This window comes from Streptococcus sp. WB01_FAA12, from assembly GCF_012843315.1.
Classification (GTDB): Bacteria; Bacillota; Bacilli; order Lactobacillales; family Streptococcaceae; genus Streptococcus.
In genome coordinates this window covers 49,919-70,118 of sequence record NZ_JABAEX010000001.1, presented here as the reverse complement: position 1 = coordinate 70,118, position 20,200 = coordinate 49,919, and the positions used below count along the sequence as shown (strand labels likewise).

At 41.3% G+C, this 20,200-nt stretch carries 19 protein-coding genes and 1 other annotated feature; all 19 genes read right to left on the bottom strand.

The genetic code is table 11. The annotated features are described in order from the left end of the window. Nucleotides 1-19: 19 nt before the first annotated feature. The gene (locus HF881_RS00365) at nt 20-193 is read right to left on the bottom strand and encodes a hypothetical protein (protein WP_000502573.1); all 174 of its coding nucleotides are present in this window, start codon (nt 191-193) and stop codon (nt 20-22) included. Between the two features lie 9 nt (nt 194-202). Beyond that, entirely contained in the window at nt 203-1,513 is a 1,311-nt protein-coding gene (gene obgE, locus HF881_RS00360) for a GTPase ObgE (RefSeq protein ID WP_000061652.1), read from the bottom strand. A gap of 70 nt (nt 1,514-1,583) precedes the next feature. After that, entirely contained in the window at nt 1,584-1,718 is a 135-nt protein-coding gene (locus tag HF881_RS00355; protein ID WP_000863854.1) for a DUF4044 domain-containing protein, read from the bottom strand. Nucleotides 1,719-1,761: 43 nt separating this feature from the next. Then, nucleotides 1,762-1,953, bottom strand: coding sequence for a PspC domain-containing protein (locus HF881_RS00350; protein WP_001074503.1), 192 nt, complete (start codon nt 1,951-1,953; stop codon nt 1,762-1,764). A 22-nt stretch (nt 1,954-1,975) separates the two neighbouring features. Beyond that, nucleotides 1,976-3,292 carry a glycosyltransferase family 4 protein gene (locus HF881_RS00345; protein ID WP_169445996.1) on the bottom strand — a complete coding sequence of 439 codons (1,317 nt, stop codon included), beginning with the start codon at nt 3,290-3,292 and terminating at the stop codon, nt 1,976-1,978. 8 nt (nt 3,293-3,300) lie between these two features. Further along, nucleotides 3,301-4,344: a glycosyltransferase family 4 protein gene (locus HF881_RS00340; protein WP_206283150.1), complete on the bottom strand. Its 1,044-nt coding sequence runs from the start codon at nt 4,342-4,344 to the stop codon at nt 3,301-3,303. A 111-nt stretch (nt 4,345-4,455) separates the two neighbouring features. Next, a complete protein-coding gene (locus tag HF881_RS00335; RefSeq protein ID WP_000331930.1) occupies nt 4,456-4,785 on the bottom strand; it encodes a metal-sulfur cluster assembly factor in 330 nt (109 codons plus the stop codon). Between the two features lie 13 nt (nt 4,786-4,798). Further along, complete coding sequence (rpoD, locus tag HF881_RS00330; protein ID WP_000201893.1) at nt 4,799-5,908, bottom strand: RNA polymerase sigma factor RpoD; 1,110 nt, start codon at nt 5,906-5,908, stop codon at nt 4,799-4,801. Between the two features lie 2 nt (nt 5,909-5,910). Next, nucleotides 5,911-7,671: a DNA primase gene (gene dnaG, locus HF881_RS00325; protein ID WP_240956771.1), complete on the bottom strand. Its 1,761-nt coding sequence runs from the start codon at nt 7,669-7,671 to the stop codon at nt 5,911-5,913. A 180-nt stretch (nt 7,672-7,851) separates the two neighbouring features. After that, nucleotides 7,852-8,283, bottom strand: coding sequence for a hypothetical protein (locus HF881_RS00320; protein WP_169445993.1), 432 nt, complete (start codon nt 8,281-8,283; stop codon nt 7,852-7,854). 166 nt (nt 8,284-8,449) lie between these two features. Beyond that, nucleotides 8,450-9,208, bottom strand: a complete 759-nt coding sequence (locus HF881_RS00315) for an ABC transporter ATP-binding protein (RefSeq protein ID WP_169445992.1) — start codon at nt 9,206-9,208, stop codon at nt 8,450-8,452. Then, nucleotides 9,205-10,071 (bottom strand): ABC transporter permease, encoded by an 867-nt coding sequence (locus HF881_RS00310; RefSeq protein WP_169445991.1) that lies wholly within the window; start codon nt 10,069-10,071, stop codon nt 9,205-9,207. The genes HF881_RS00315 and HF881_RS00310 overlap by 4 nt, the downstream gene beginning before the upstream one ends. Before the next feature lie 65 nt (nt 10,072-10,136). Further along, nucleotides 10,137-11,132, bottom strand: a complete 996-nt coding sequence (gene trpX, locus HF881_RS00305; RefSeq protein WP_169445990.1) for a tryptophan ABC transporter substrate-binding protein — start codon at nt 11,130-11,132, stop codon at nt 10,137-10,139. A 115-nt stretch (nt 11,133-11,247) separates the two neighbouring features. Next, nucleotides 11,248-11,464: a binding site (T-box leader), on the bottom strand. Nucleotides 11,465-11,559: 95 nt separating this feature from the next. After that, on the bottom strand, nt 11,560-14,256 hold the full coding sequence (ppc, locus tag HF881_RS00300) for a phosphoenolpyruvate carboxylase (RefSeq protein ID WP_169445989.1): 2,697 nt from the start codon (nt 14,254-14,256) through the stop codon (nt 11,560-11,562). A gap of 23 nt (nt 14,257-14,279) precedes the next feature. Beyond that, complete coding sequence (locus tag HF881_RS00295; protein ID WP_169445988.1) at nt 14,280-15,503, bottom strand: FtsW/RodA/SpoVE family cell cycle protein; 1,224 nt, start codon at nt 15,501-15,503, stop codon at nt 14,280-14,282. A 188-nt stretch (nt 15,504-15,691) separates the two neighbouring features. Beyond that, nucleotides 15,692-16,633: a peptidylprolyl isomerase PrsA gene (gene prsA, locus HF881_RS00290; protein WP_169445987.1), complete on the bottom strand. Its 942-nt coding sequence runs from the start codon at nt 16,631-16,633 to the stop codon at nt 15,692-15,694. 65 nt (nt 16,634-16,698) lie between these two features. Next, nucleotides 16,699-17,412, bottom strand: a complete 714-nt coding sequence (locus HF881_RS00285; protein WP_169445986.1) for an O-methyltransferase — start codon at nt 17,410-17,412, stop codon at nt 16,699-16,701. 1 nt (nt 17,413) lies between these two features. After that, the gene (gene pepF / locus HF881_RS00280; RefSeq protein ID WP_169445985.1) at nt 17,414-19,216 is read right to left on the bottom strand and encodes an oligoendopeptidase F; all 1,803 of its coding nucleotides are present in this window, start codon (nt 19,214-19,216) and stop codon (nt 17,414-17,416) included. A gap of 18 nt (nt 19,217-19,234) precedes the next feature. Further along, nucleotides 19,235-20,191 carry a competence protein CoiA family protein gene (locus tag HF881_RS00275; protein WP_169445984.1) on the bottom strand — a complete coding sequence of 319 codons (957 nt, stop codon included), beginning with the start codon at nt 20,189-20,191 and terminating at the stop codon, nt 19,235-19,237. Between the last annotated feature and the right edge of the window lie 9 nt (nt 20,192-20,200).

The window sequence follows — 20,200 nt, the reverse complement described above, 5'->3', positions numbered from 1 at the left end:
TTTTATCAATGTCGATAGGCTATTTTTCTTCTTTATCAGCCTTCTCATTGCCTTTTTTTTCTCGTGCTAATCTAAGAGCACGTTTGGGATTGAGACGATTAAACAATTCTTCTAGTTTCTTTTCATTCCATACATCTGCTGCAGAAACAAAATTTCCATCTGCATCTCGGAATGATATCGGTTTATCTCCCATATCAATCTCCTAGTCTACAAATTCAAACTCAAATTTACCGATTCGTACCAAGTCTCCATCCTTGGCTCCACGCGCACGAAGGGCTTCGTCAACACCCATACCACGTAACTGACGAGCAAACTTCATGACAGACTCATCACGATCAAAGTTGGTCATGTTAAAGAGTTTCATGAGTTTTTCACCAGAAAGTACCCATGTAGCATCATCATCGCGGCTAATTTCAAAGGCTTTTTCTTCCTCATCAAAGCCATAGTAAGCTTCTTCTTCCATATCAGATTCGTCATAGAGCAAGAACTCTGGAGTCTTATCCAACAATTCAGCTGTCGCATCCAAAAGAGTAGCCAAACCTTGCTTAGTCAATCCAGAAATAGGGAAGATAGCTGGAAGTTCCTCGAACTCGTCGTAGTTTGCAGCTAATTTTTCCTTGAAAGTTTTAAGATTTTCCTGACTCTCAGGCATGTCCATCTTGTTGGCTACGATGATCTGAGGACGCTCCATGAGACGAAGGTTGTATGATTCCAACTCTTTATTGATAGCAAGGTAATCTTCGTAAGGATCACGACCTTCGCTCGCCGACATATCGACGATATGAAGAATGACTCGAGTGCGTTCAATATGACGAAGGAACTGAGTCCCCAAGCCGACACCCTGGCTAGCTCCCTCAATCAAACCGGGAAGATCCGCTACTGCAAAAGATTCACCTGACTGCGTACGAACCATACCTAGATTTGGCACAATCGTTGTAAAATGATAAGCACCGATTTTAGGTTTGGCTGAAGTGATGACACTAAGCAAAGTTGACTTTCCAACAGATGGGAAACCGACCAAGCCGACATCCGCCAAGATTTTTAATTCTAGTTGCAACTCACGTTCTTGACCTGGCTCCCCATTCTCAGAAATCTCAGGTGCAGGATTTTTTGGTGTCGCAAAACGGATGTTTCCTCGACCACCTCGACCACCATGAGCCACGATAAATTCTTGACCATGTTCAATCAAGTCTGTAATGACTTTACCTGTTTCTGCATCACGTACAGTCGTTCCTTGTGGTACGCGAACACGAAGATCTTCTGCACCACGTCCATGCATTCCTTTGGTCATCCCTTTTTCACCAGATTCGGCCTTGAAATGACGGTTATAGCGGAAATCCATCAAGGTACGCAAGCCTTCGTCCACAACGAAAACGACGTTACCTCCACGTCCACCATCACCACCCCAAGGACCGCCATTCGGGACATACTTTTCACGGCGAAAGGCGACCATGCCATCGCCACCATTACCAGCCTTGACTTTGATCTTAGCTGTATCTAAAAACATACTCATATTTTCTTCTCACTTTAAAAAGGACTGGAAAATCCAGTCATTAGTTATTGTTCCTATCTTAGCAACTTGCTTAGAATCTGCTAAAAGCTCCAAGCGCTGTCGCAAAGATACCAGCAAGGGTTACAAACAACATAATTAGCACGACAAAAAGCGTTACTTTTTCAAACATTGTTTTTTTACGTTTTCCATTATCTCCAAAAGCCATCTGGACTCCTTTTTATTTCTCTTTGTTCTATTCTGATTCTCTTTTAATATTCGCTAGAAACAGGTGCAATTACCCATAAAATCAAGTAAGCAAGTACCCCTGCCCCATAACAAAAGGCAAGAACGCCCCAAATCACACGGACAATGGTAGGGTCAATATCAAAATAGTGGGCTACACCTGCGCAAACGCCTCCAATTTTTTGATCTCTACCACTTCTCATAAATTTTTTTGCCATATTTTATTCTCCTATATTTTTACTAATCTCTCCAGTAATCCCGGATGCTAGACAATTGCTTTTTAGAAGCCTTTAATATTCGTTTGGACTCTTTAACTGGAGCTGAAACAGCCTGCTGAGGTAGGTACAAAATAGTTTTTAAGAATCGCTGTGTCATGGGTTCGTCGCCACGTAGTTCCTGCTCAAATTTATTTGAAATCATCGCATCGAGATAAAACTCATGAACTCGTTTCCCAAAATTCTCAGCCGAAATCTCATACAACTTGTCAGCCAACTTCTGTTCATCCATATCTGGAGTGGCGATCAAGGCCTCCAAGATTGCACCAGCAAGATCATGCTCTCCATAGTAGAGAGTTCCAAACATTTTGTCACTGATCAGATTATCCAGATAAGGATTGCCATGAGCAATGACAGGCGTTCCACTGGCTAAACTCTCTAGATAAGTTAATCCTTGGGTTTCACTAGTAGAGGCAGAGATGAAGAAATCTGCAGCCTTATAGTATAAGGCTGTCTCACTTGGGGCGATCATACCAGTAAAAATCACATGTTTTTGCAGGTTTAATTTCACTGCTTGCTCTTTCAGACTGTCCAGATAAGGACCGTCACCAGCAACAACCAGCTTCACCTTGTCTTCTTCTTTCAAAACCTGTGCAAAGGCGGCTATGACTGCTTGGATATTCTTCTCATAGGAGATACGAGAAAGACTCAGTAATATTTTCTCGCCTTCCTGAATGCCTAACTTCAAACGAAGTTCTTGTAAGTTTTCCTCTTTGATCTCAGGGCGTTCAAATTTAGCTAACTCAATACCAGTCGGGATAACACGCTTTTCAACCTTGACTTTGTACTTAGATAGAAGGTCTTGCACAATCTCACTAGGACAAATCACTCCATCAACATCGTGAAGGAAGCCCCGTACCAGATATTTTACCATACTTGGCCGAATTAGCATACCCTTAGCAATATAATGCACGTAATCTTCGTACTGGGTATGATAGGTATGGATAACAGGAATTTTCAATTCTCTTGCAATCCAAATCCCTAACAAACCTAGTGAAAACTCTGTTTGCGTATGAATGATATCTAGCTGATACTGTTTAGCAATTTCAAGCGCTTTTGTAAAGCCACGATAAGCAAAACGTCGATCCTTAAATGCAAAGAAGGGAACACTCGGAATTCGGATAATTTGCCAATCCTCGTATCGGTTCACGTCTTTATCGGTGGTTGTAAAAATAAAAACTGCATGTCCCTGCTTTTCAAGCTCTGTCTTTAAGGTTCGAATACTAGTCGCAACCCCAGAAACCTGAGGGAAATAGGTGTCAGTAAATAAACCAATTCGCATAAATTACCTCACTTTTTGCCCAAAGCAGCCTGTTCTCGATAAAATTTTAACCAGATTTCCAACAAATGCTCCTCAGAGTACTCTTTGGAGATCTCGCGAGCTTTTTCTTTCAAGTCTTTCAACTTTTCAGGATGATCTTTGTATTCGAGAATGGCTTCTCTCATCTCTGAAACATCACTTGTAGCACGATAATTTCCTTCGAGAATGACCTTGTATAGATCTAAATCCCTTAGCATAATCGGCGCTTCACAACTTGCTGCCTCTAAGATGGTCATAGGGAATAATTCATTGTAACTTGGTAGCAAGAAGAGATCCGCTAAAGCATAGAGCTCTCGCATTCGCTCTGGAGGAACAATACCTGGAAAAATTAGATTTTTAGGTGGATTGTCCATGATTTTTTTATAGCGTTCATAACCATCTGTCATCCCACCAAATGAAAAACCACCTGCCCAGATAAAGGTAATTTCTGGCAATTCCTCCGCAAGGCGGATAAAGTCATCAATTCCTTTACGTTTCTGAACCTGACCTGCACCGACTACGATGAACTGATCTTCAGCTAAATCCATTTCCTGACGAAGTTTTGCTACTTGGTCAGCTGGCAGTGGATGCCATTTTTCCTTATTTACAAAGTTTGGAATATAGGTTACTTTTTCACGTGGAATACCAGCTGCCACCAAATCCTCGATAAACATGGGATTGACCACCACCAAGTGTTCCATTCGGTTGTAAAATGAAAAAACATAGCGTTTGATAATTCCCTTTAAGAAAAATGGAATTTTCAAACTCCCCTCAAGCGTATCAGGCAAAAAATGCACATAGCCAATCTTTCTCCCAGATCGCTTCTTTTGGAATGTAGATAAATAATAAGGGAAATCAATGGTATGAAAGTGAGTTACATCTGCCTCAACAGGAAGATTCTCCGTAACAATTAACTGATCTTGGGCATCACGATGTAGGAGACGTACCAACTCACGGTAGGCTCCTGATACTCCCTGACCAGCCACTTTTTCACTTGAACTTAGCATATTAATACGCAATTTTTCATTTTCCATACCATTCATTATACCATTTTATTTCCAGAAAATCAGCAAAAGAAAGAAGAGACCAGAGGAAAAAGAGGAATTTACCCTATTTTCCAATCGTCTCTCATATTTTTCTACTGTTTATTTAATTCCTAGGGCGATACGTGCGTATCGGCTCATTTTTTCAACCGTCCAAGCTGGATACCAGACCAATTTAACTTCGGTATTGGTTACTTCAGGCACATCTGTCATCGCATCATGTATCTGGTCTGTCAAAAGGTCAGCCAGTGGGCAGCCCATAGTTGTCAAGGTCATATCAATTTCAGTGTGACCAGTTTCACCATCAAAACGAATTTCATAAATCAAACCTAAGTTGACAATATCAATTCCCAACTCAGGGTCGATGACCTCTTCCAAGGCATTTAAAATGCGGGTTTTGATCGTTTCAATTTGCTCTTCTGTATAAGCCATGTTCATCCTCACTCTAATCTTCAATAAAATCACGAAGGGGTTTACTGCGACTTGGTTGACGCAATTTTCTCAAAGCCTTGGCCTCAATCTGACGGATACGTTCACGAGTCACGTTAAAGACTTTACCAACATCTTCAAGAGTGCGCATTTTCCCATCATCTAGCCCGAAGCGCAAGCGCAAGACGTTTTCTTCACGGTCTGTGAGAGTATCCAAGACTTCATCCAACTGCTCACGCAAGACGATACGAGTTGTGTAGTCTACTGGATTTTCAATCACTTCGTCTTCGATAAAGTCCCCAAGATGGCTATCATCCTCTTCACCAATCGGTGTTTCAAGTGATACTGGCTCTTGGGCGATTTTTAGGATTTCACGCACCTTATCAGGTGTCATATCCATACGCTCAGCGATTTGTTCAGGAGTTGGATCTTGACCCAATTCTTGAAGGAGATTTCGCTGTTCACGGACAAGCTTGTTAATGGTTTCAACCATGTGAACAGGAATACGAATGGTACGAGCCTGATCAGCGATGGCACGAGTGATCGCCTGACGAATCCACCAAGTTGCGTAAGTAGAAAACTTGAATCCTTTTGAATAGTCAAACTTGTCCACGGCCTTCATCAAGCCCATGTTTCCTTCTTGGATCAAGTCAAGAAACTGCATACCACGCCCTACGTAGCGCTTAGCAATCGAAACTACCAAACGAAGGTTGGCTTCCGCAAGACGTTGTTTGGCTTCGATATCACCAGCTTCAACTGCTAGGGCCAATTCTTTTTCCTCTTCATTGGTCAAGAGAGGAACTACCCCGATTTCCTTCAAATACATACGGACTGGGTCATTAACCTTGGCAGAGGTTGAGCCAATCAAATCCTCATCACTGAGTTCCGGCTCTTCTTCTGTACTAAGGACACGTGCACTTGGATTCCCTTCGTTATCCGTAATAGAAATGCCAGCATCCTGAATCCGTTGCAAAAGGTCTTCAATGCCGTCTGCATCTAGGGTAAAAGGAATAACCAGACTTGAATTGATTTCATCATCTGTTGCTGTTCCTGTTTTTTTGTGGTTACGGATAAAGTCTGCTACTTGCACATCAAATGTCGTTACTTCTTTTTGTTTTGTTGCCATTATTACTCCATTCTTCTCTTTTGGGAAATCAATCGTTGCAATTCTTCCAAGGCTGTGTCTGTATCTCCTACATGACTAGCTTCCTGCACTTTCTTTTTAATTCTTAAGTTATCCTTGCCGAGGAGGGCACGGTTTCGAGTCTCTTCGACTTCCACTAACTCTTGAGGCGACATCTCAGCTGGCAAATCCAGACTAAGCACGTGGTACCAGGCATTTTCAACCTCAGGAGTCTGATGAGAAAGCTCCTCTGATCCGATTTGTCCCTCTACACTTAATAATTCGTAAAGAATCTGAAATTCTGGGGTATCGAAGAAAAAATCTTCTCTCAATCGGTAGTCATTTAGAACAACTGGATTTTCAGCCATCCTATAAAGGAGATGAGCCTCTGCTCTCATGACTGCTGTCAGTTGTCGCGTTACAGGTAAACTAATCGCTGCTGGAGTTTTCTCCTCTTTGACTCTCTCCTGTCTCTGAACAATCCGACTTTCATTTACAATCTGTTCTACCTGCTGGTAATCAAAGGAAGGTAGGTTATCCGCCAGAATGTGAATGTAAGAATTCTGCGCAGTGATCGACTTTTCTTTGGCGATTAAGGGCGCAATCTTTTCAATGAACTCAATTTGCGCCTGTAAGTTATCACTATTTTCAGGCTTGAGCTGGTGAATATAGAACTCTATGGGACTGATTCGTGTCTTGGTTAGAAGGTAAGCCAGGTCTTCAGCAGAATTCTTTTGCAAATACTCATCTGGGTCCATGGCATCAGGTACTCGGACAACTTCCACTGAGAGATCTTTTAACTCCTCTAAAGCCTTGGCTGTTGCTGCCTGCCCTGCCTTGTCGCCATCATAGCTGAGAACAATTTTTTTGGTAAAGCGTTTGAGGTGGTCAACATGTTCCTTGCTCAGAGCTGTTCCCATGGAAGCCACAGCATTTTCTATACCAGCACGGTAGGCCGCGATAACATCCATGAAGCCTTCCATCAGATAGAGTTCTGTGATCTTACCTGTTCCCTTTTTTGCCTTATCCAAATGATACAATTCGTAACTCTTATTAAAAATTGCAGTTGAACGACTATTTTTATACTTAGCAGTCTGACTATCCGTTTCTTGCCAGATACGACCTGAAAATGCAATAACCTGCCCCTTGTCATTGGTCAAAGGAAAGACAATACGTCCGAAAAAGGTATCCAAGAACTGATTGTCATCTGACAAATAAAACAAGCCCGAATCCAATAAATCCTTTTCCTCGAACTTGTCAGCCAAACGTTGATAGAGATAGGTTCTCTCTGCTGGAGCCAGTCCAATCTGGAAGTGCTTCAGAACATCATCCGTCAATCCACGTTTGTAGAGATAAGCCCTTGCTTCTTCTCCCATCTTGGTCGTCATGAGAATTGCATGGTAAAAACGGGCAGCTTCTTCATGCATATCATATAAAGCTTGATGAGGGGAGGCCTGTTGAGGACGAGACTGGACAGGCATGGACAATTGAATACCGACGCGCTCCCCTAAGAGCTGAACAGCTTCCATAAAGGACACACCTTGGTACTCTTCGATGAACTTAAAAACATCTCCTGAACGACCACATCCGAAACAGTGATAAAACTGCTTGTCTTCCACAACGTTGAAAGAAGGGGTCTTCTCACCATGAAAAGGACAGAGCCCTAAATAGTTCCGTCCAGCCTTTTGTAAAGAAATCACGTCGCCTATGACTTCCACAATGTTGGTATTGTTTTTGATTTCTTCAATAACTTGCTTGTCAACCATACACAATACCTCCATCTTATCATAGTTTTACGTTAACTAGTATAGCTTATTTCTGAAAAAAAGTAAACCATTTCATACACTTTACATGAGACTATTTCATAAATTTCCAGCTATCATGTAAAAGTGAATCTTCTGAGCCAATCATTCTAATAGTTGTGAAAGATTAGAATAAATTCAATCCTATTTTACTTGATTTTCGAGGTTATTTTTCAATATTCTGCTAATATACTGACCATCTTTTCTACTGATGCAAGCCGTTGCATAAGTCAATGGTGCTTTGTACACCACTCCTCTATAGGATGGATCGGTCAATACAGGCATAGAATAATAGGCGTTCTTTTTATTTTTAAGGTCAATAAACCACTTACCACCCAGATGCTTGCGAAAGGTTTCGCCAATATAAACTGTCAGGTAGTCCAACATCTTACGGTCCGCTATCAAAGCATGATGATCTTCATAATGCGCCAAGATCCAAGCTTCCAAATCATCCAAGGACTGAATGCTATAGTCTAAATTTAGCCCTTCTTTCTCCGCAAACTCCTTGGTAAAATAATCCATCTTAAATCCAATCTGAAAAATCCATTCCTGAAAATCTTCTTGTGTATATGCCATGTTTTTATCTCCTTACACTTATCAAAGTTTGAAATTCTTAAATCGATTATATTATAAAGTAAAATAGACGAAAAGAGAAATATAAATAAAGTTTAAATGCCACTAAAAAACCTAGAAGTAGAAATCTTACTTCTAAGTTTTTAAGGATACTTGATTTAAAAATTATCTACTCAAACAGTTGATAGTAGTCTGAAATTTTCATCTTAGCTTTTTCTTCTTTATTGAGGTCTTGGATGATACGGCCTTCTTTCATAACGATGAGACGGTTTCCATACTTGAGAGCATCCTCCATATGGTGGGTAATCATGAGGGCAGTCAGATGGTCTTTGCTGACAAATTCATCTGTTAACTCCATCAAGGCAACACTGGTCTTTGGATCTAAAGCTGCTGTGTGTTCATCCAACAAGAGCAACTCTGGTCGCTTTAAGGTTGCCATCAAGAGACTCAAGGCCTGACGTTGTCCACCTGATAGAAACTCAATCGGAGTGTCGAGATGTTTTTCAAGACCATTTCCCACTTTTTCAATGGTTTCCTGAAACTCCTCGCGGTGACTTGATAGCCTTCTAGGAAGGAGCCCTCTCTTCTCACCACGATACTTGGCAATCAAGAGATTTTCCGCCACCGTCATACGAGGAGCCGTACCCATTTTAGGATCCTGAAAGACACGAGACAGGTACTTAGCCCGCTTTTCAGGTGAAAAATGCGTCACATCCTCCCCCATGATACGGATACTTCCACTTGTTAAAGTTAGGGTACCTGCAATAGTGTTAAAAAGCGTTGACTTCCCAGCGCCATTTCCACCTAGGATGGTAATGAAATCATGTTCGAAAATTTCAAGAGAAACATCATTCAGAATGATTTTTTCCTCATCAAAGCCATTCGTGATGACTTTGGTAGCATTTTTTAATTCTACAATTGCTGTCATTTGTTAAACTTGACTCCTTTCAGGTATTTGCTTTTGAAGGTTGGAATCATAAGGCAAACTGCCAAAATCAAGGCGCTGTACAAACGAAGATAACTTGTATTAAACCCAAGAGCAATCACTCCCCAGACGAGGAACTGATAAGCAATAGACCCTACAACGATGGTCATGAGTCGCTCTGCCAAGGTCAAACTCTTGAACAAAACCTCACCAATAATCAAGCTAGCAAGCCCTACGACAATCACGCCGATTCCTCGAGAAACATCCGCATATCCTTCTTGTTGAGCAATTAAGGCTCCTGCAAGCGCGATAATCCCATTTGAAAGAACCAAACCCATGAGTTCCATTCGTCCTGTATTGATACCAAAGCTACGAGCCATATCGGGATTGTCTCCTGTAGCGATGTAAGCCTGACCTAGTTTAGTATCAAGGAAAAAGAGCATGAGAGCAATTACAAGAGCAACAAAGACAAATCCAGTCAGGAGTTGATTGAGGTCCGAATCAAAAGGTAAGACATCCTGAATTTGCTTGGTCCCAAGAAGCCCCAGATTGGCACGTCCCATAATCATCAGCATGATAGAATGGCAAGAAGTCATGACCAAAATCCCTGATAAGAGAGTTGGAATTTTTCCTTTGGTATATAAGAGACCTGTCGCCATACCAGCTAGGCAACCTGCTCCTACTGCAGCCAAGGTCGCTAAAAATGGATTGACTCCCTGTGTTATCAAGGTTACAGCCACTGCTCCTCCTAGAGGAAAAGAGCCCTCAGTAGTCATATCTGGAAAATTCAAAATTCGAAAAGTCATAAAGATTCCCAAACCTAGAATCGCCCAGACCATCCCCTGAGAAATAATGGATACTATCATAATTTTTCACTCATTTCTTTCTTTAGTAAAAATGGGAGGAGATGTCCCCAACTCCTCCTTTATCTTTATTCAATCACTTGTCCTGCTTCTTTTAGAACAGACTCCGGAATGGTGATACCAAGTTCTTGCGCTAGTTTTTTGTTGATAACTGATTTACCAGTTGAGAAGACATTAACTGGAGTATCAGCTGGTTTTTCACCTTTCAAAACTTTAGCAATCATCTTACCAGTAGCCACCCCAAGGTCATGTTGATCAACTACTACAGATGCCAGTCCTCCTGCTTCTACCATGGCAGTGGCACTTGGATAGATTGGCTTTTTAGCTGTTTGGTTACTTGAAACAACTGTTGGGAAGGCTGATGCGATGGTGTTGTCAATTGGAACCCAGATTGCGTCGACCTTGCTTGTCATAACATTAACAGTTGAAGCAATTTCGTTAGTTGAAGGAACAGCAAAGGTTTCGACTGTCAAACCCGCTTTTTCAGCATAAGCCTTGAATTCTTCTACCTGTGTTTTTGAGTTATCTTCGCTACTTGAGTAAAGAGCGCCGATTGTTTTGACATTTGGTGTCAAAGTTTTAATCAATTCCACTTGCTGTTCAGCTGGGTTATGATCTGACACCCCTGTGATGTTGCCACCTGGTTTTTTCAAATCTTTGACCAAGTTAGCACCGATTGGGTCTGTAATAGCAGCCATGATAACAGGTAGGTCTTTTGTAGCACTAGCAAGTCCTTGAGCAGCTGGTGTTGCAATCCCAACAACAACGTCATTTCCATTTGCCACCAATTGTTTACTCATGGTTGCAACCTTGCTCTGATCACCTTCAGAGTTCATAAAGTCGATTCTTACTTGATCGTCCTTATAGCCTTCTTCAGCTAGTCCATCTTGAATCCCTTGGTAAATCAAGTCCAAGGATGGGTGACTAACAAATTGAAGGACACCAACCTTAGCAACTTTTTGCTCCACCTTAGCTGCTGGCTTGTTCATAGATGAATAGATCAAACTAGCCACTACCAATACTGCTAATCCAGCGATAATTCCAATTAAACGTTTATTTTTCATATTTTTTCTCCTTTTAAATCACTTGTACTATACTCTTTTCACTCAAAACAAGCGACGCCATCGTTTAAATTCCATAAGTCTCCTCCAACAAAAAAGTCCTCACACAAAAAACTTGTGTGAGGACGTCGATGCGCGGTGCCACCTCAATTATAGGGAATATCCCTATCGCTCTTTCTCGCATTCACGAGTTGCACTGTAAGGTGTGCTCACCGAATTTTTATGATTTCAAATTCTTAAGAACATTCAGCCCAATTTTCATCACTTTCATTTATCTGTTTCCACCAACCACAGACTCTCTAAAAAACTTCAATGATTACTTTCTGAATGTTTAAATTATATCATTTTTCAATTACTTGTCAAGACTATTTTTAGAATTTTTCAAACTATTCAAAAACTTCCCCTAGAAAAAGAGGAAGTTTAGAAAATATCAACCTGAATTACGCAAACCTGTTGCAATTCCGTTGATAGTTGTGTGGATCAATCTTTCTTCGTCTGTTGACAACTCACCACGACGTTGACGTTTAATCAACTCCAACTGGATGTAGTTAAGGATATTAAAGTAAGGCATACGATAGTTTAGACTGTCTTTTAGGTAAGAGTTTTCAGCCAAGAGTTCGTCATAGCCTTCAATAGCTAAAATAACGTCCTTGGTCAACTGCCATTCATCTAAAATGGTGTAATAGATGGCTTGCACTTCTTCATCTTCACAGAGCTTGGCATATTCGAAGGCAATGTTCATGTTAGACTTAGACAAGACCATGTCCACATTAGAGAGTAGGGATTGGAAGAAAGGCCAGTTTTGGTACATATCACGGAGGATCTCAATATTATCAGGATCTTGATCAATAAATTCTTTGAAGCTTGAACCCACGCCATACCATCCAGGAAACATGACACGACTTTGTGACCATGAGAAGACCCAAGGGATAGCACGTAAACCGCCGATTTCAGTGATGGTCTTACGAGCTGCTGGACGCGAACCGATGTTAAAGCTTGAAATAGCTTTGATTGGGCTTGACTCGAAGAAATAGTCATAGAAATGTTCATTTCCAAAGACCAAATCACGGTAGATATCGTAGCTACGGTCCACTACTTGATCCATGATAGCTTCGTAACGATTTGATGTGTTGGTATCACTCTTCTTTTTGGTAATCATACGGTTAATGGCTGCAGAAACCAACATCTCAAGGTTATAATAGGCAGCATCTTTGTTTCCGTATTTGTTTCCAATCACTTCTCCCTGCTCAGTCAGACGGATGCGGTCTTTGATAGATTTGAGTGGTTGGGATGTAATAGCTTCATAAGTTGGGCCACCACCACGACCCACAGTACCACCACGACCATGGAAGAAGGTAACTTTAACGCCAAATTCGTCTCCAATAGCAGTTAGTTGTTGTTGCGCCTTGTAGAGGGTCCAACATGATGACAGGTAACCACCGTCCTTGTTACTATCAGAGTAGCCAAGCATGATTTCTTGGTAGTTATCCTTTGAAGCAATCCATTTTTTAGCCAAAGGTAGAGAGAAATATCTTCTCATAGTCTCTTCTGAGTGATCCAAGTCCTCGATCGTTTCAAAGAGGGGAACAATCTGAACGCGGGCTTTTTGAGCATCCACCAAGCCGACTTCCTTAAGCATAATGGCTAGTTCGAGCATATCGGATACACTTGTTGCGTGAGAGATGATGGTTTGACGAATGACATTTTCACCCAGTTTATCCTTCAACTTGCGGGCAGCTTTAAAGATAGACAGTTCCTTCTCAAGCAGTTCTGACTTTTCAGCATGAGTGGCTGAGAGGATACGAGGGTCTTCTTCCAACTCTTTTAAGAGAAGGCTACATTTTTCGTCTTCAGACAGATCGCTATAGTGATCGTTGATACCAGCTGATGCTAACAATTCAGCCACACAGGCTTCGTGAACGCTAGAATCCTGGCGCATGTCGATAGAGGCAAGGTAGAAGCCAAAGATTTCAACTGCTTGCATCAGCTCGACAAATTCTCCTGAGATCAGGTATTCCCCCTTGTTCTCAAGGAGAGAATCCCGGATAGCTAACAAGTCTTGGTAAAATTCATCCGCGGTAGCATATCTTGGATGAACATCCTTATCTTCGATAAGATAGGTCTTGGTTGCCCGCATCTTAGCTTGGATGTCAAAGAGGGCACGACGATAGAGTTCTTTTTCACGATAAATGGAGTTATCCTGTGACTTAAGAGCCATCTCACGAACCTTGTCACTGACATTCACGATGCTGGTTGACAGTGAAAATTCACGATAGAGGTTATAAATCTTCTCATCGTAATAATTCATGATGACTTCACACTGGGTCAAGGCTGATTTGTTGAGGGTTTCCGCTGTTACGAAAGGATTCCCATCACGGTCTCCTCCGATCCACATCCCCATGGTAATCGGTTTTGGATGTTGGAGCTCGATACCTTGTTCTTTAGCTAGTTTCTTATACTCAGCCGTCAAACGTGGAACAGCATTCAAAAAAGAACTTTGATAGTACTCCATCACGTTGGTGATTTCGTTGGTTACTTTCAATTTCTTCTCGCGAATCATGTCCGTTTGCATGATAATCTCAATATAACGACGGAGATCGGTGTGCCATTTTTCTTTGTTGATCAAGCCTAGTTTGACATCACGGTACTTACGCAAAAGAGTATGGATGTGATTGGTCAAATCCAACATACTCTTACGTTGTACTTGAGTAGGGTGGGCAGTCAAAACTGGAACTACATTCAGCTGCTCCAAAATTGTAGCCGCGTTTTCTTTTTCAGCCACCATCTTAATGGTTGTTGACAGTTTTCCTAGATAGTCTTGGTCCACATTATTTTGGTGATTGATCTCATAAGCCAAATCCACATCTTCAGAGATATTGATCAAGAGTGGAAGAATTGAGAAATAACGAGAAATATAAATCATTTCTTCGTTTGAAAGGCTGGTCACCAATTTATTGAGTCCTTGATAGTCTTCGCTTGTAGACAAGTTCTTCAACTGCATGATTTTATCAAAAGTCTCAGGCGCAAGCATATTTTTTGTGATGTCTTCTAATAGCTCTGTCAAAATCAAGACTTCTTCTTGGACGACGGCTTTATTGCTATAGTTTTCTAATTTTTGAAGTGACATAAACTTTCCTTTCCATTCAATCCTTATAGAGTAACAGAAGTTTGATCTTCATATTCTCTGATAAGTTTGGCACGTTTTTCACTAGCATCGATATTTAGTACAAAGGCAATGGCTACGGATAAGACCAGAAGGCTATTTCCCCCTTGTGAAAGGAAGGGGAAGGTTACCCCTGTAGAAGGAATCAAACCGGAAATCCCACCGATATTGACAAAGACCTGAACAAGGATCATCCCTCCGACACCGATAGCAACCATGGAGTTAAAGGGATCCTTAGCTCGAATACCGACTAGGATGATTCTCAAAATCAAGAAGAAGAGGAGTGCCAAAATCATACTTGCTCCTACAAATCCAAATTCCTCGATGACAATCGAAAAGACGAAGTCCGTATGGGCTTCTGGCAAATAACCACGCTTTTCGATAGAATTTCCTAGTCCAAGTCCAAACCAGCCACCATTCACCATGGCATAGTAAGAATTTGCAAGCTGGTGCCCTGCGCCTGCCAAGTCATTGAAAGGATTAAAGAAGGCGCTGAAACGTTTAGCAACGTAACCAAATACCGGAATTTGAGAAAACTTCTCAATCCCAACAAGACGAATGACAGACAAGGCTAAAATGGAACTTCCTGCTAAGAGAGCTAGAATAGTCGAGAACCAACGATAGGCAATTCCACTAACTGTGTACATAAGCAGCGACACCAAAACCAGAATGGTCGCATTTCCCAAGTCAGGGAAAATTCCCAAACTACCAATCAAAACCAGTAAAACGAAACGCCAGTCGTTAAAAGCTCGAGGTAACCACTGATTCTGAGTCAAGACTTGGAAATCGTAAACAGCTATCTCATCCTGCTGTTTTGAAAAACGATGCGCCAAATACCAGATGATAATAATCTTAAGGTACTCCGCAGGCTGAATCGTTACAGGTCCTACAGAAATCCAACCGTAGGCACCATTGACTGGTGTTCCAATTAGCCGCGCCAAAGCCAGGAGAATCATCTCTACAAACATGACGATAAAAATCAAGCGTTCATTTCTTAAAAACCCAAGTTTCAGTTTATAAATTAAGGCAATCAAAACCAAACTAACTACCCAAAACATTCCTTGGTTCCGAGCTAACTGAAGAGCACTTTTTCCTTCTTGGATCAGGGTAGCACTCGTTGTTGAGTAAACGACAATTAGACCCAAAATCGATAAAAGGAGGTAAGGAATTAAAATGGAATAGTTCAATAGGTGCCTTTTACTAATTTTCATATGTCACCACTCTAATAGAAACAGAGAAAACTGTTCCTAATTCCGTTTTATTTTCTAGTTTTGATTGCTATTATACCATTTTTTCAGAAAGAAAAAAACTCTTATCCTCCAATCCTTCGAATTTTGCTATTTGGTCAAAGCTGATTACTAAAAAATACAAACTTCAAGATAAAGTTTGTATTTTTTTTTTATTCTGCTGATGAGCTGCTGCTTGAGTTTGAGTCGGCACCACCAACGTATTGGGCAAAGATATTTTGGAAAACAGGATCTTTCACTTTAATATTGGCAGCTTGGAATTCTTTTCCGATAACGCTCTGAACGAAAGATGAATCGTTTTGTTTCTGAGCCAGGATGACCGTTTTCAATTTTTCTTTGTAGTCATCTAGGTTTGATGATTTTTCTGTTTTCTTGGTTAGCTTAATAATGTAGTATTGGGTACTGTAGGCTTGTGTTCCAGTCGCTGTGATAACATCAGAGACACCATTCACATCCAAGGCAAAGGCCGCCTTCTTGACTTGTTCTGGAAGTTCTGTTGAAGCAGAGTCAAAAGTGATTTCGCCACCATTTTCTTTTGTCTTGTCATCATTTGAGTTGTCTTTTGCCAACTGGGCAAAGTCAGCTCCTTCTGCTTTTGCTTTTTCAAGCACTTCTTTGGCCTTGTCTTCATTATCCATACGGATGATCTGAGCTGTTACATCTGGTGTATAAGACTCAAAAGCTTTTTGGTAAGCCTCGTCTGTCAATTCACTCTCTGCTGCTTTTTTAACTGCCAATTCGACCAACTTACTTGTGCGAATTTGAGCTTTACGAGTCTCAGGAGTCATACCCGCACGTGAAAGAACCTTTTGATAACTATCACCGTATTTCTTCTGCTCTTCAGCAACAGCATCATCCACTTCTTTATCAGTTACTTCTGAACCATATTGTTTTTCAAAAACTTTTTCAATGGCCATATTAAGCAAAACTTGTTGCGCAGTTGGGTTATTTTTGACTTGTTCATAAAATTGATGTTCAGTGACGACATCACCCTTCATGCTGATGAGGTCAGCTCCTTCAGAACTTTTTGAACAAGCAGCCAAAGTCGCTACAGATAATAAGGTAATGGCTCCTGCCAATAGTTTTTTCTTCATGTTTACTCCTTTTATGGTAAGTTACCTTCTCTATTTTACTAAATTGTCTTAAATTTTTCTAAAAATCATTCACTATCAGGAAGTTGGACATCTGCTACATTTTTTCTCAGCATGAGAATTCCATCCCCGAGCGGAACTAGAGTCGCCGTTAAATCTGGATTGTCCAAAGTTGCTTTGAAAAGTCTTTGTAATCCCTTATAGATTGTGCGTTGACCCCGACGGACTTCCATGATATCCTTGGCAACATCGCCTCCTTGGAAAATATCATCCAAAACTACTACTCCACCAACTTCCAAGTGTTTGAGGATTTCTGGTAGAAAGACGATGTACTTGGACTTGGCCGAATCCATAAAGACAAAGTCATAAGTTTCAGTCAAGGTTGACAAGACATCTACAGCATCTCCTTCCAAAAGAGTGATTTGCTTGCGACTGTCAAACTGGGCAAAGTTTTCCTTGGCGAAGCCAATCATCTCAGGATTACGGTCAATGGTTGTAATCTTAGCATTTGGTGCATGTTCCGCCATCAGAAGGGCCGAAAAGCCAATTGCCGTCCCAATTTCCAAAATGTTCTTGGGCTGTATGGTCTCCATGAGAAATCGAAAGTAAGCGACCGTTTCATGGGGAATGATAGGAATGTTTTCCTTGCGTGCGAAGACTTCCAATTCTTTCAAGGAACCTGTCACCTGCTTTTGACGCTGGCGCATGAGTTCTACGATTTCTTCCTTGACGACGGGACGTCGCATATTGTGATTGGCATTTTTACTATAAGACTCTACCATCTTAAGCCAGTCCCAATTTTTCAACAAGGGCTTCAAACTCGTTCAAGCGGCGTTCAAAGACTGCAAAGGCATCGTTGAGATAGTCTTCTTTCTCCATATCCACTCCCGCTTTTCTCATAACATTGAGCGGATAGTCAGACTTACCTGCCTTGAGGTAGTCGATATAGCGGTCACGGTCTTCTTGACTTCCATGGACAATCTTCTCAGCCAAGGCTGAAGCAGCTGCAAAACCAGTTGAATATTGATAAACATAGTAGTTATAGTAGAAGTGTGGGATGCGTGCCCACTCGTATTGGATCTGAGGATTGTCTTCCTTGCTGAGTCCATAGTACTCTTGGTTCAAGTCAGCGTAGAGTTTATTGAGGAAATCACTTGTCAAGACTTCTCCATTTTGGTCTGCTTGGTGAATGGCATGTTCAAACTCAGCGAATTGAGTTTGACGGAAGACTGTTCCACGGAAACCGTCTAGGAAGTTATTGAGAATAGCAAAGCGAGTTGCATCATCTTCTACTTCTTCCAACAATTTCTCTGTCAAGATATTTTCATTGGTCGTTGAGGCAATCTCTGCCAAGAAGATTGAGTAATCCCCGTAAACATAAGGCTGAGTTTCACGAGTATAGCTTGAATGCATACTGTGACCTGTTTCATGGACAAGGGTAAAGAGATTATCTAAATTATCCTGCCAGTTTAGAAGCATAAAGGCATTAGTATCGTAAGAACCACCAGAATAAGCACCAGAACGCTTGCCTTGGTTTTCATAGACATCAATCCAACGCTCGCTAAAGGCACGTTTGACACGGCTCAAGTAGTCGTCACCCAAGACTGCCAAGGCCTCTTCTGCCTTTTTCAAGGCTTCCTCATAAGTAAAACTATAATCTACTGACGAAAGTGGTGTGTAGACATCGTACATCTTGAGATCAGAAATCCCCAAGATTTTAGAACGAAGTTCAAGGTAACGATGCAAGAGCGGCAAATGTTTGCGAACTGCTGCTACTAGATTGTCATAGACACTTTCTGGAACAAAGTTTGCTGCGAGGGCTGCATGGCGAGCACTCTTATAGTTACGAACCTTTGCTCGATAGTTTTGCACCTTAACATTTGTCTGCAAAGTCTTAGCGTAAGTGTGTTGGAATTGCTCATAAGTTGCATAAAGGGCTTCATAGGCACCACGACGCACTTCACGATTTTTAGACTCCATCAAACGGATGTAAGTACCGTGTGAGAGTTGCACTTCATTGCCTTCATCATCAAGAACATATGGGAAGCTAATATCCGCATTGTCCAAAATAGCGAAAGTTTCACTAGCAGAACCAAAGATTTCTCCTGCTCCAGCAAGCAATTCTTCTTCACGTTGCGAAAGAACATGGTCTTTCTTCTGCAAGAGCTTATCAAAAAAGTGTTTGTAAACTTGGAGTTTTGGTTGAGCTTCTAGGAAAGCCGCATACTGCTCTTCGCTAATCTCCATAAACTCAGGTTCATAGAATGAAAAGGATTGTTCTAACTGACTGTATAGGGCCATAGCCTTGGCATAGTACTCTTGATACTTGGCTTCACGCGTGTCCTGGTCATTTTTCATATGTGCATAGACATAAAGCTTTTCAACTTGGCGTTCCAAGTCAAGTGAGAATTCTGTAATCTCAAGCAAACTGTCTGCGCTATCCAAGAGATGCCCCTCATACTGAGATGCTGTTTGTACTTTTTCAGTTAAATCTTTCAAGGCTTCTTCCCAAGCCTGGTCTGTTGGGTAGATTGTTGAAAGATCCCATGTATCTGTTTCATTTATTTCATGTCGTTGTAATACCATAAGATTCCTCCATCCTTTCTATTTTACCACATTTTTTGAGAAATATAAGTGATAAAAAGCTGGTGGATAGAGCTTTTGGCGATTATTTTTCGGATTTTTTTGATAGTAGGCCTGAAAATTTCTATAATAGCTAGTCAAATCCGTTTCAATCTGCAAAAAATCACCTGACTCTATCGGTCTGACCTGGGGATACCAGTCGTCTAGTTGACGGTTTAATAGATTGTCTCCTTGATGATAAGCTTCCTCCTGCTTCTTCATCCAGTAAGGCGTTTGGTAGTACAACTGTTGGCGAATGTAGTGACAGATAGTTGAATCTTGAGAAACTGTAAAACTAGCTAGCTTTTGTTTTTGATAAGGAAATCGTAGAATTTCCAAGAGATTTCCTTGACCATAGGGAAATTCTTTGACCTGAAAATGAAGCTTGCCACGTAGGTCCTGATGCAGAAGATATTTGAGTCTCAAAACTTGCTTTTTGAAATCTAGTTCCCAAACATAGAAACCCATATTTTGACTAAAATAGAGGAATCCCCTTTGCAGTTGTGTAAGTCTCTCTTTTAACCAGAGTTTTTCTCCCAGTAGCCAGATAACTTGGTATCCCTGACTACGGTAGCCTTGACTTCTATCGCCTAAGTACTTCTGCGGCAGGGAACTGCATTGAACTTCCAGAGCTAGTTTCCCATTGACGAGAACATCTGCTATCTGCTGAATCTCAGGAAGAACGTACTCTACGGCGACCTGATTGTCCTTCTTGGCCCAGTGATAAAGGGCCTCTTTGTTTGCCAAGTGTTCTGAACTTTCATTCTCAAAAATGGCAATACAATCTCTTAAAGATTCATGGGCAAAATGCGTCCGAATGCTCTGTCCTTGGCGTAATCGTAGTCCGCCCCCACAGGCTGGACAAGTATAAGCTTGCTTGGTCACATCTTTTTCGAGGGCATTCACCAAATTTCCCTTGGCATCTCTGGCTACAAACATGGTCTACCT

Excerpts from the sequence above, each read along its gene's own strand:
- HF881_RS00320 (WP_169445993.1), bottom strand. The coding sequence starts at position 8,283 with ATGGCATATACACAAGAAGATTTTCAGGAATGGATTTTTCAGATTGGA.
- obgE (WP_000061652.1), bottom strand. The coding sequence starts at position 1,513 with ATGAGTATGTTTTTAGATACAGCTAAGATCAAAGTCAAGGCTGGTAAT.
- ppc (WP_169445989.1), bottom strand. The coding sequence starts at position 14,256 with ATGTCACTTCAAAAATTAGAAAACTATAGCAATAAAGCCGTCGTCCAA.
- trpX (WP_169445990.1), bottom strand. The coding sequence starts at position 11,132 with ATGAAAAATAAACGTTTAATTGGAATTATCGCTGGATTAGCAGTATTG.
- pepF (WP_169445985.1), bottom strand. The coding sequence starts at position 19,216 with ATGGTATTACAACGACATGAAATAAATGAAACAGATACATGGGATCTT.
- HF881_RS00310 (WP_169445991.1), bottom strand. The coding sequence starts at position 10,071 with ATGATAGTATCCATTATTTCTCAGGGGATGGTCTGGGCGATTCTAGGT.
- dnaG (WP_240956771.1), bottom strand. The coding sequence starts at position 7,671 with ATGGTTGACAAGCAAGTTATTGAAGAAATCAAAAACAATACCAACATT.
- HF881_RS00315 (WP_169445992.1), bottom strand. The coding sequence starts at position 9,208 with ATGACAGCAATTGTAGAATTAAAAAATGCTACCAAAGTCATCACGAAT.
- HF881_RS00335 (WP_000331930.1), bottom strand. The coding sequence starts at position 4,785 with ATGGCTTATACAGAAGAGCAAATTGAAACGATCAAAACCCGCATTTTA.
- HF881_RS00340 (WP_206283150.1), bottom strand. The coding sequence starts at position 4,344 with ATGGAAAATGAAAAATTGCGTATTAATATGCTAAGTTCAAGTGAAAAA.
- prsA (WP_169445987.1), bottom strand. The coding sequence starts at position 16,633 with ATGAAGAAAAAACTATTGGCAGGAGCCATTACCTTATTATCTGTAGCG.
- HF881_RS00295 (WP_169445988.1), bottom strand. The coding sequence starts at position 15,503 with ATGAAAATTAGTAAAAGGCACCTATTGAACTATTCCATTTTAATTCCT.
- HF881_RS00365 (WP_000502573.1), bottom strand. The coding sequence starts at position 193 with ATGGGAGATAAACCGATATCATTCCGAGATGCAGATGGAAATTTTGTT.
- rpoD (WP_000201893.1), bottom strand. The coding sequence starts at position 5,908 with ATGGCAACAAAACAAAAAGAAGTAACGACATTTGATGTGCAAGTAGCA.
- HF881_RS00285 (WP_169445986.1), bottom strand. The coding sequence starts at position 17,412 with ATGGTAGAGTCTTATAGTAAAAATGCCAATCACAATATGCGACGTCCC.
- HF881_RS00275 (WP_169445984.1), bottom strand. The coding sequence starts at position 20,191 with ATGTTTGTAGCCAGAGATGCCAAGGGAAATTTGGTGAATGCCCTCGAA.
- HF881_RS00355 (WP_000863854.1), bottom strand. The coding sequence starts at position 1,718 with ATGGCTTTTGGAGATAATGGAAAACGTAAAAAAACAATGTTTGAAAAA.
- HF881_RS00345 (WP_169445996.1), bottom strand. The coding sequence starts at position 3,292 with ATGCGAATTGGTTTATTTACTGACACCTATTTCCCTCAGGTTTCTGGG.
- HF881_RS00350 (WP_001074503.1), bottom strand. The coding sequence starts at position 1,953 with ATGGCAAAAAAATTTATGAGAAGTGGTAGAGATCAAAAAATTGGAGGC.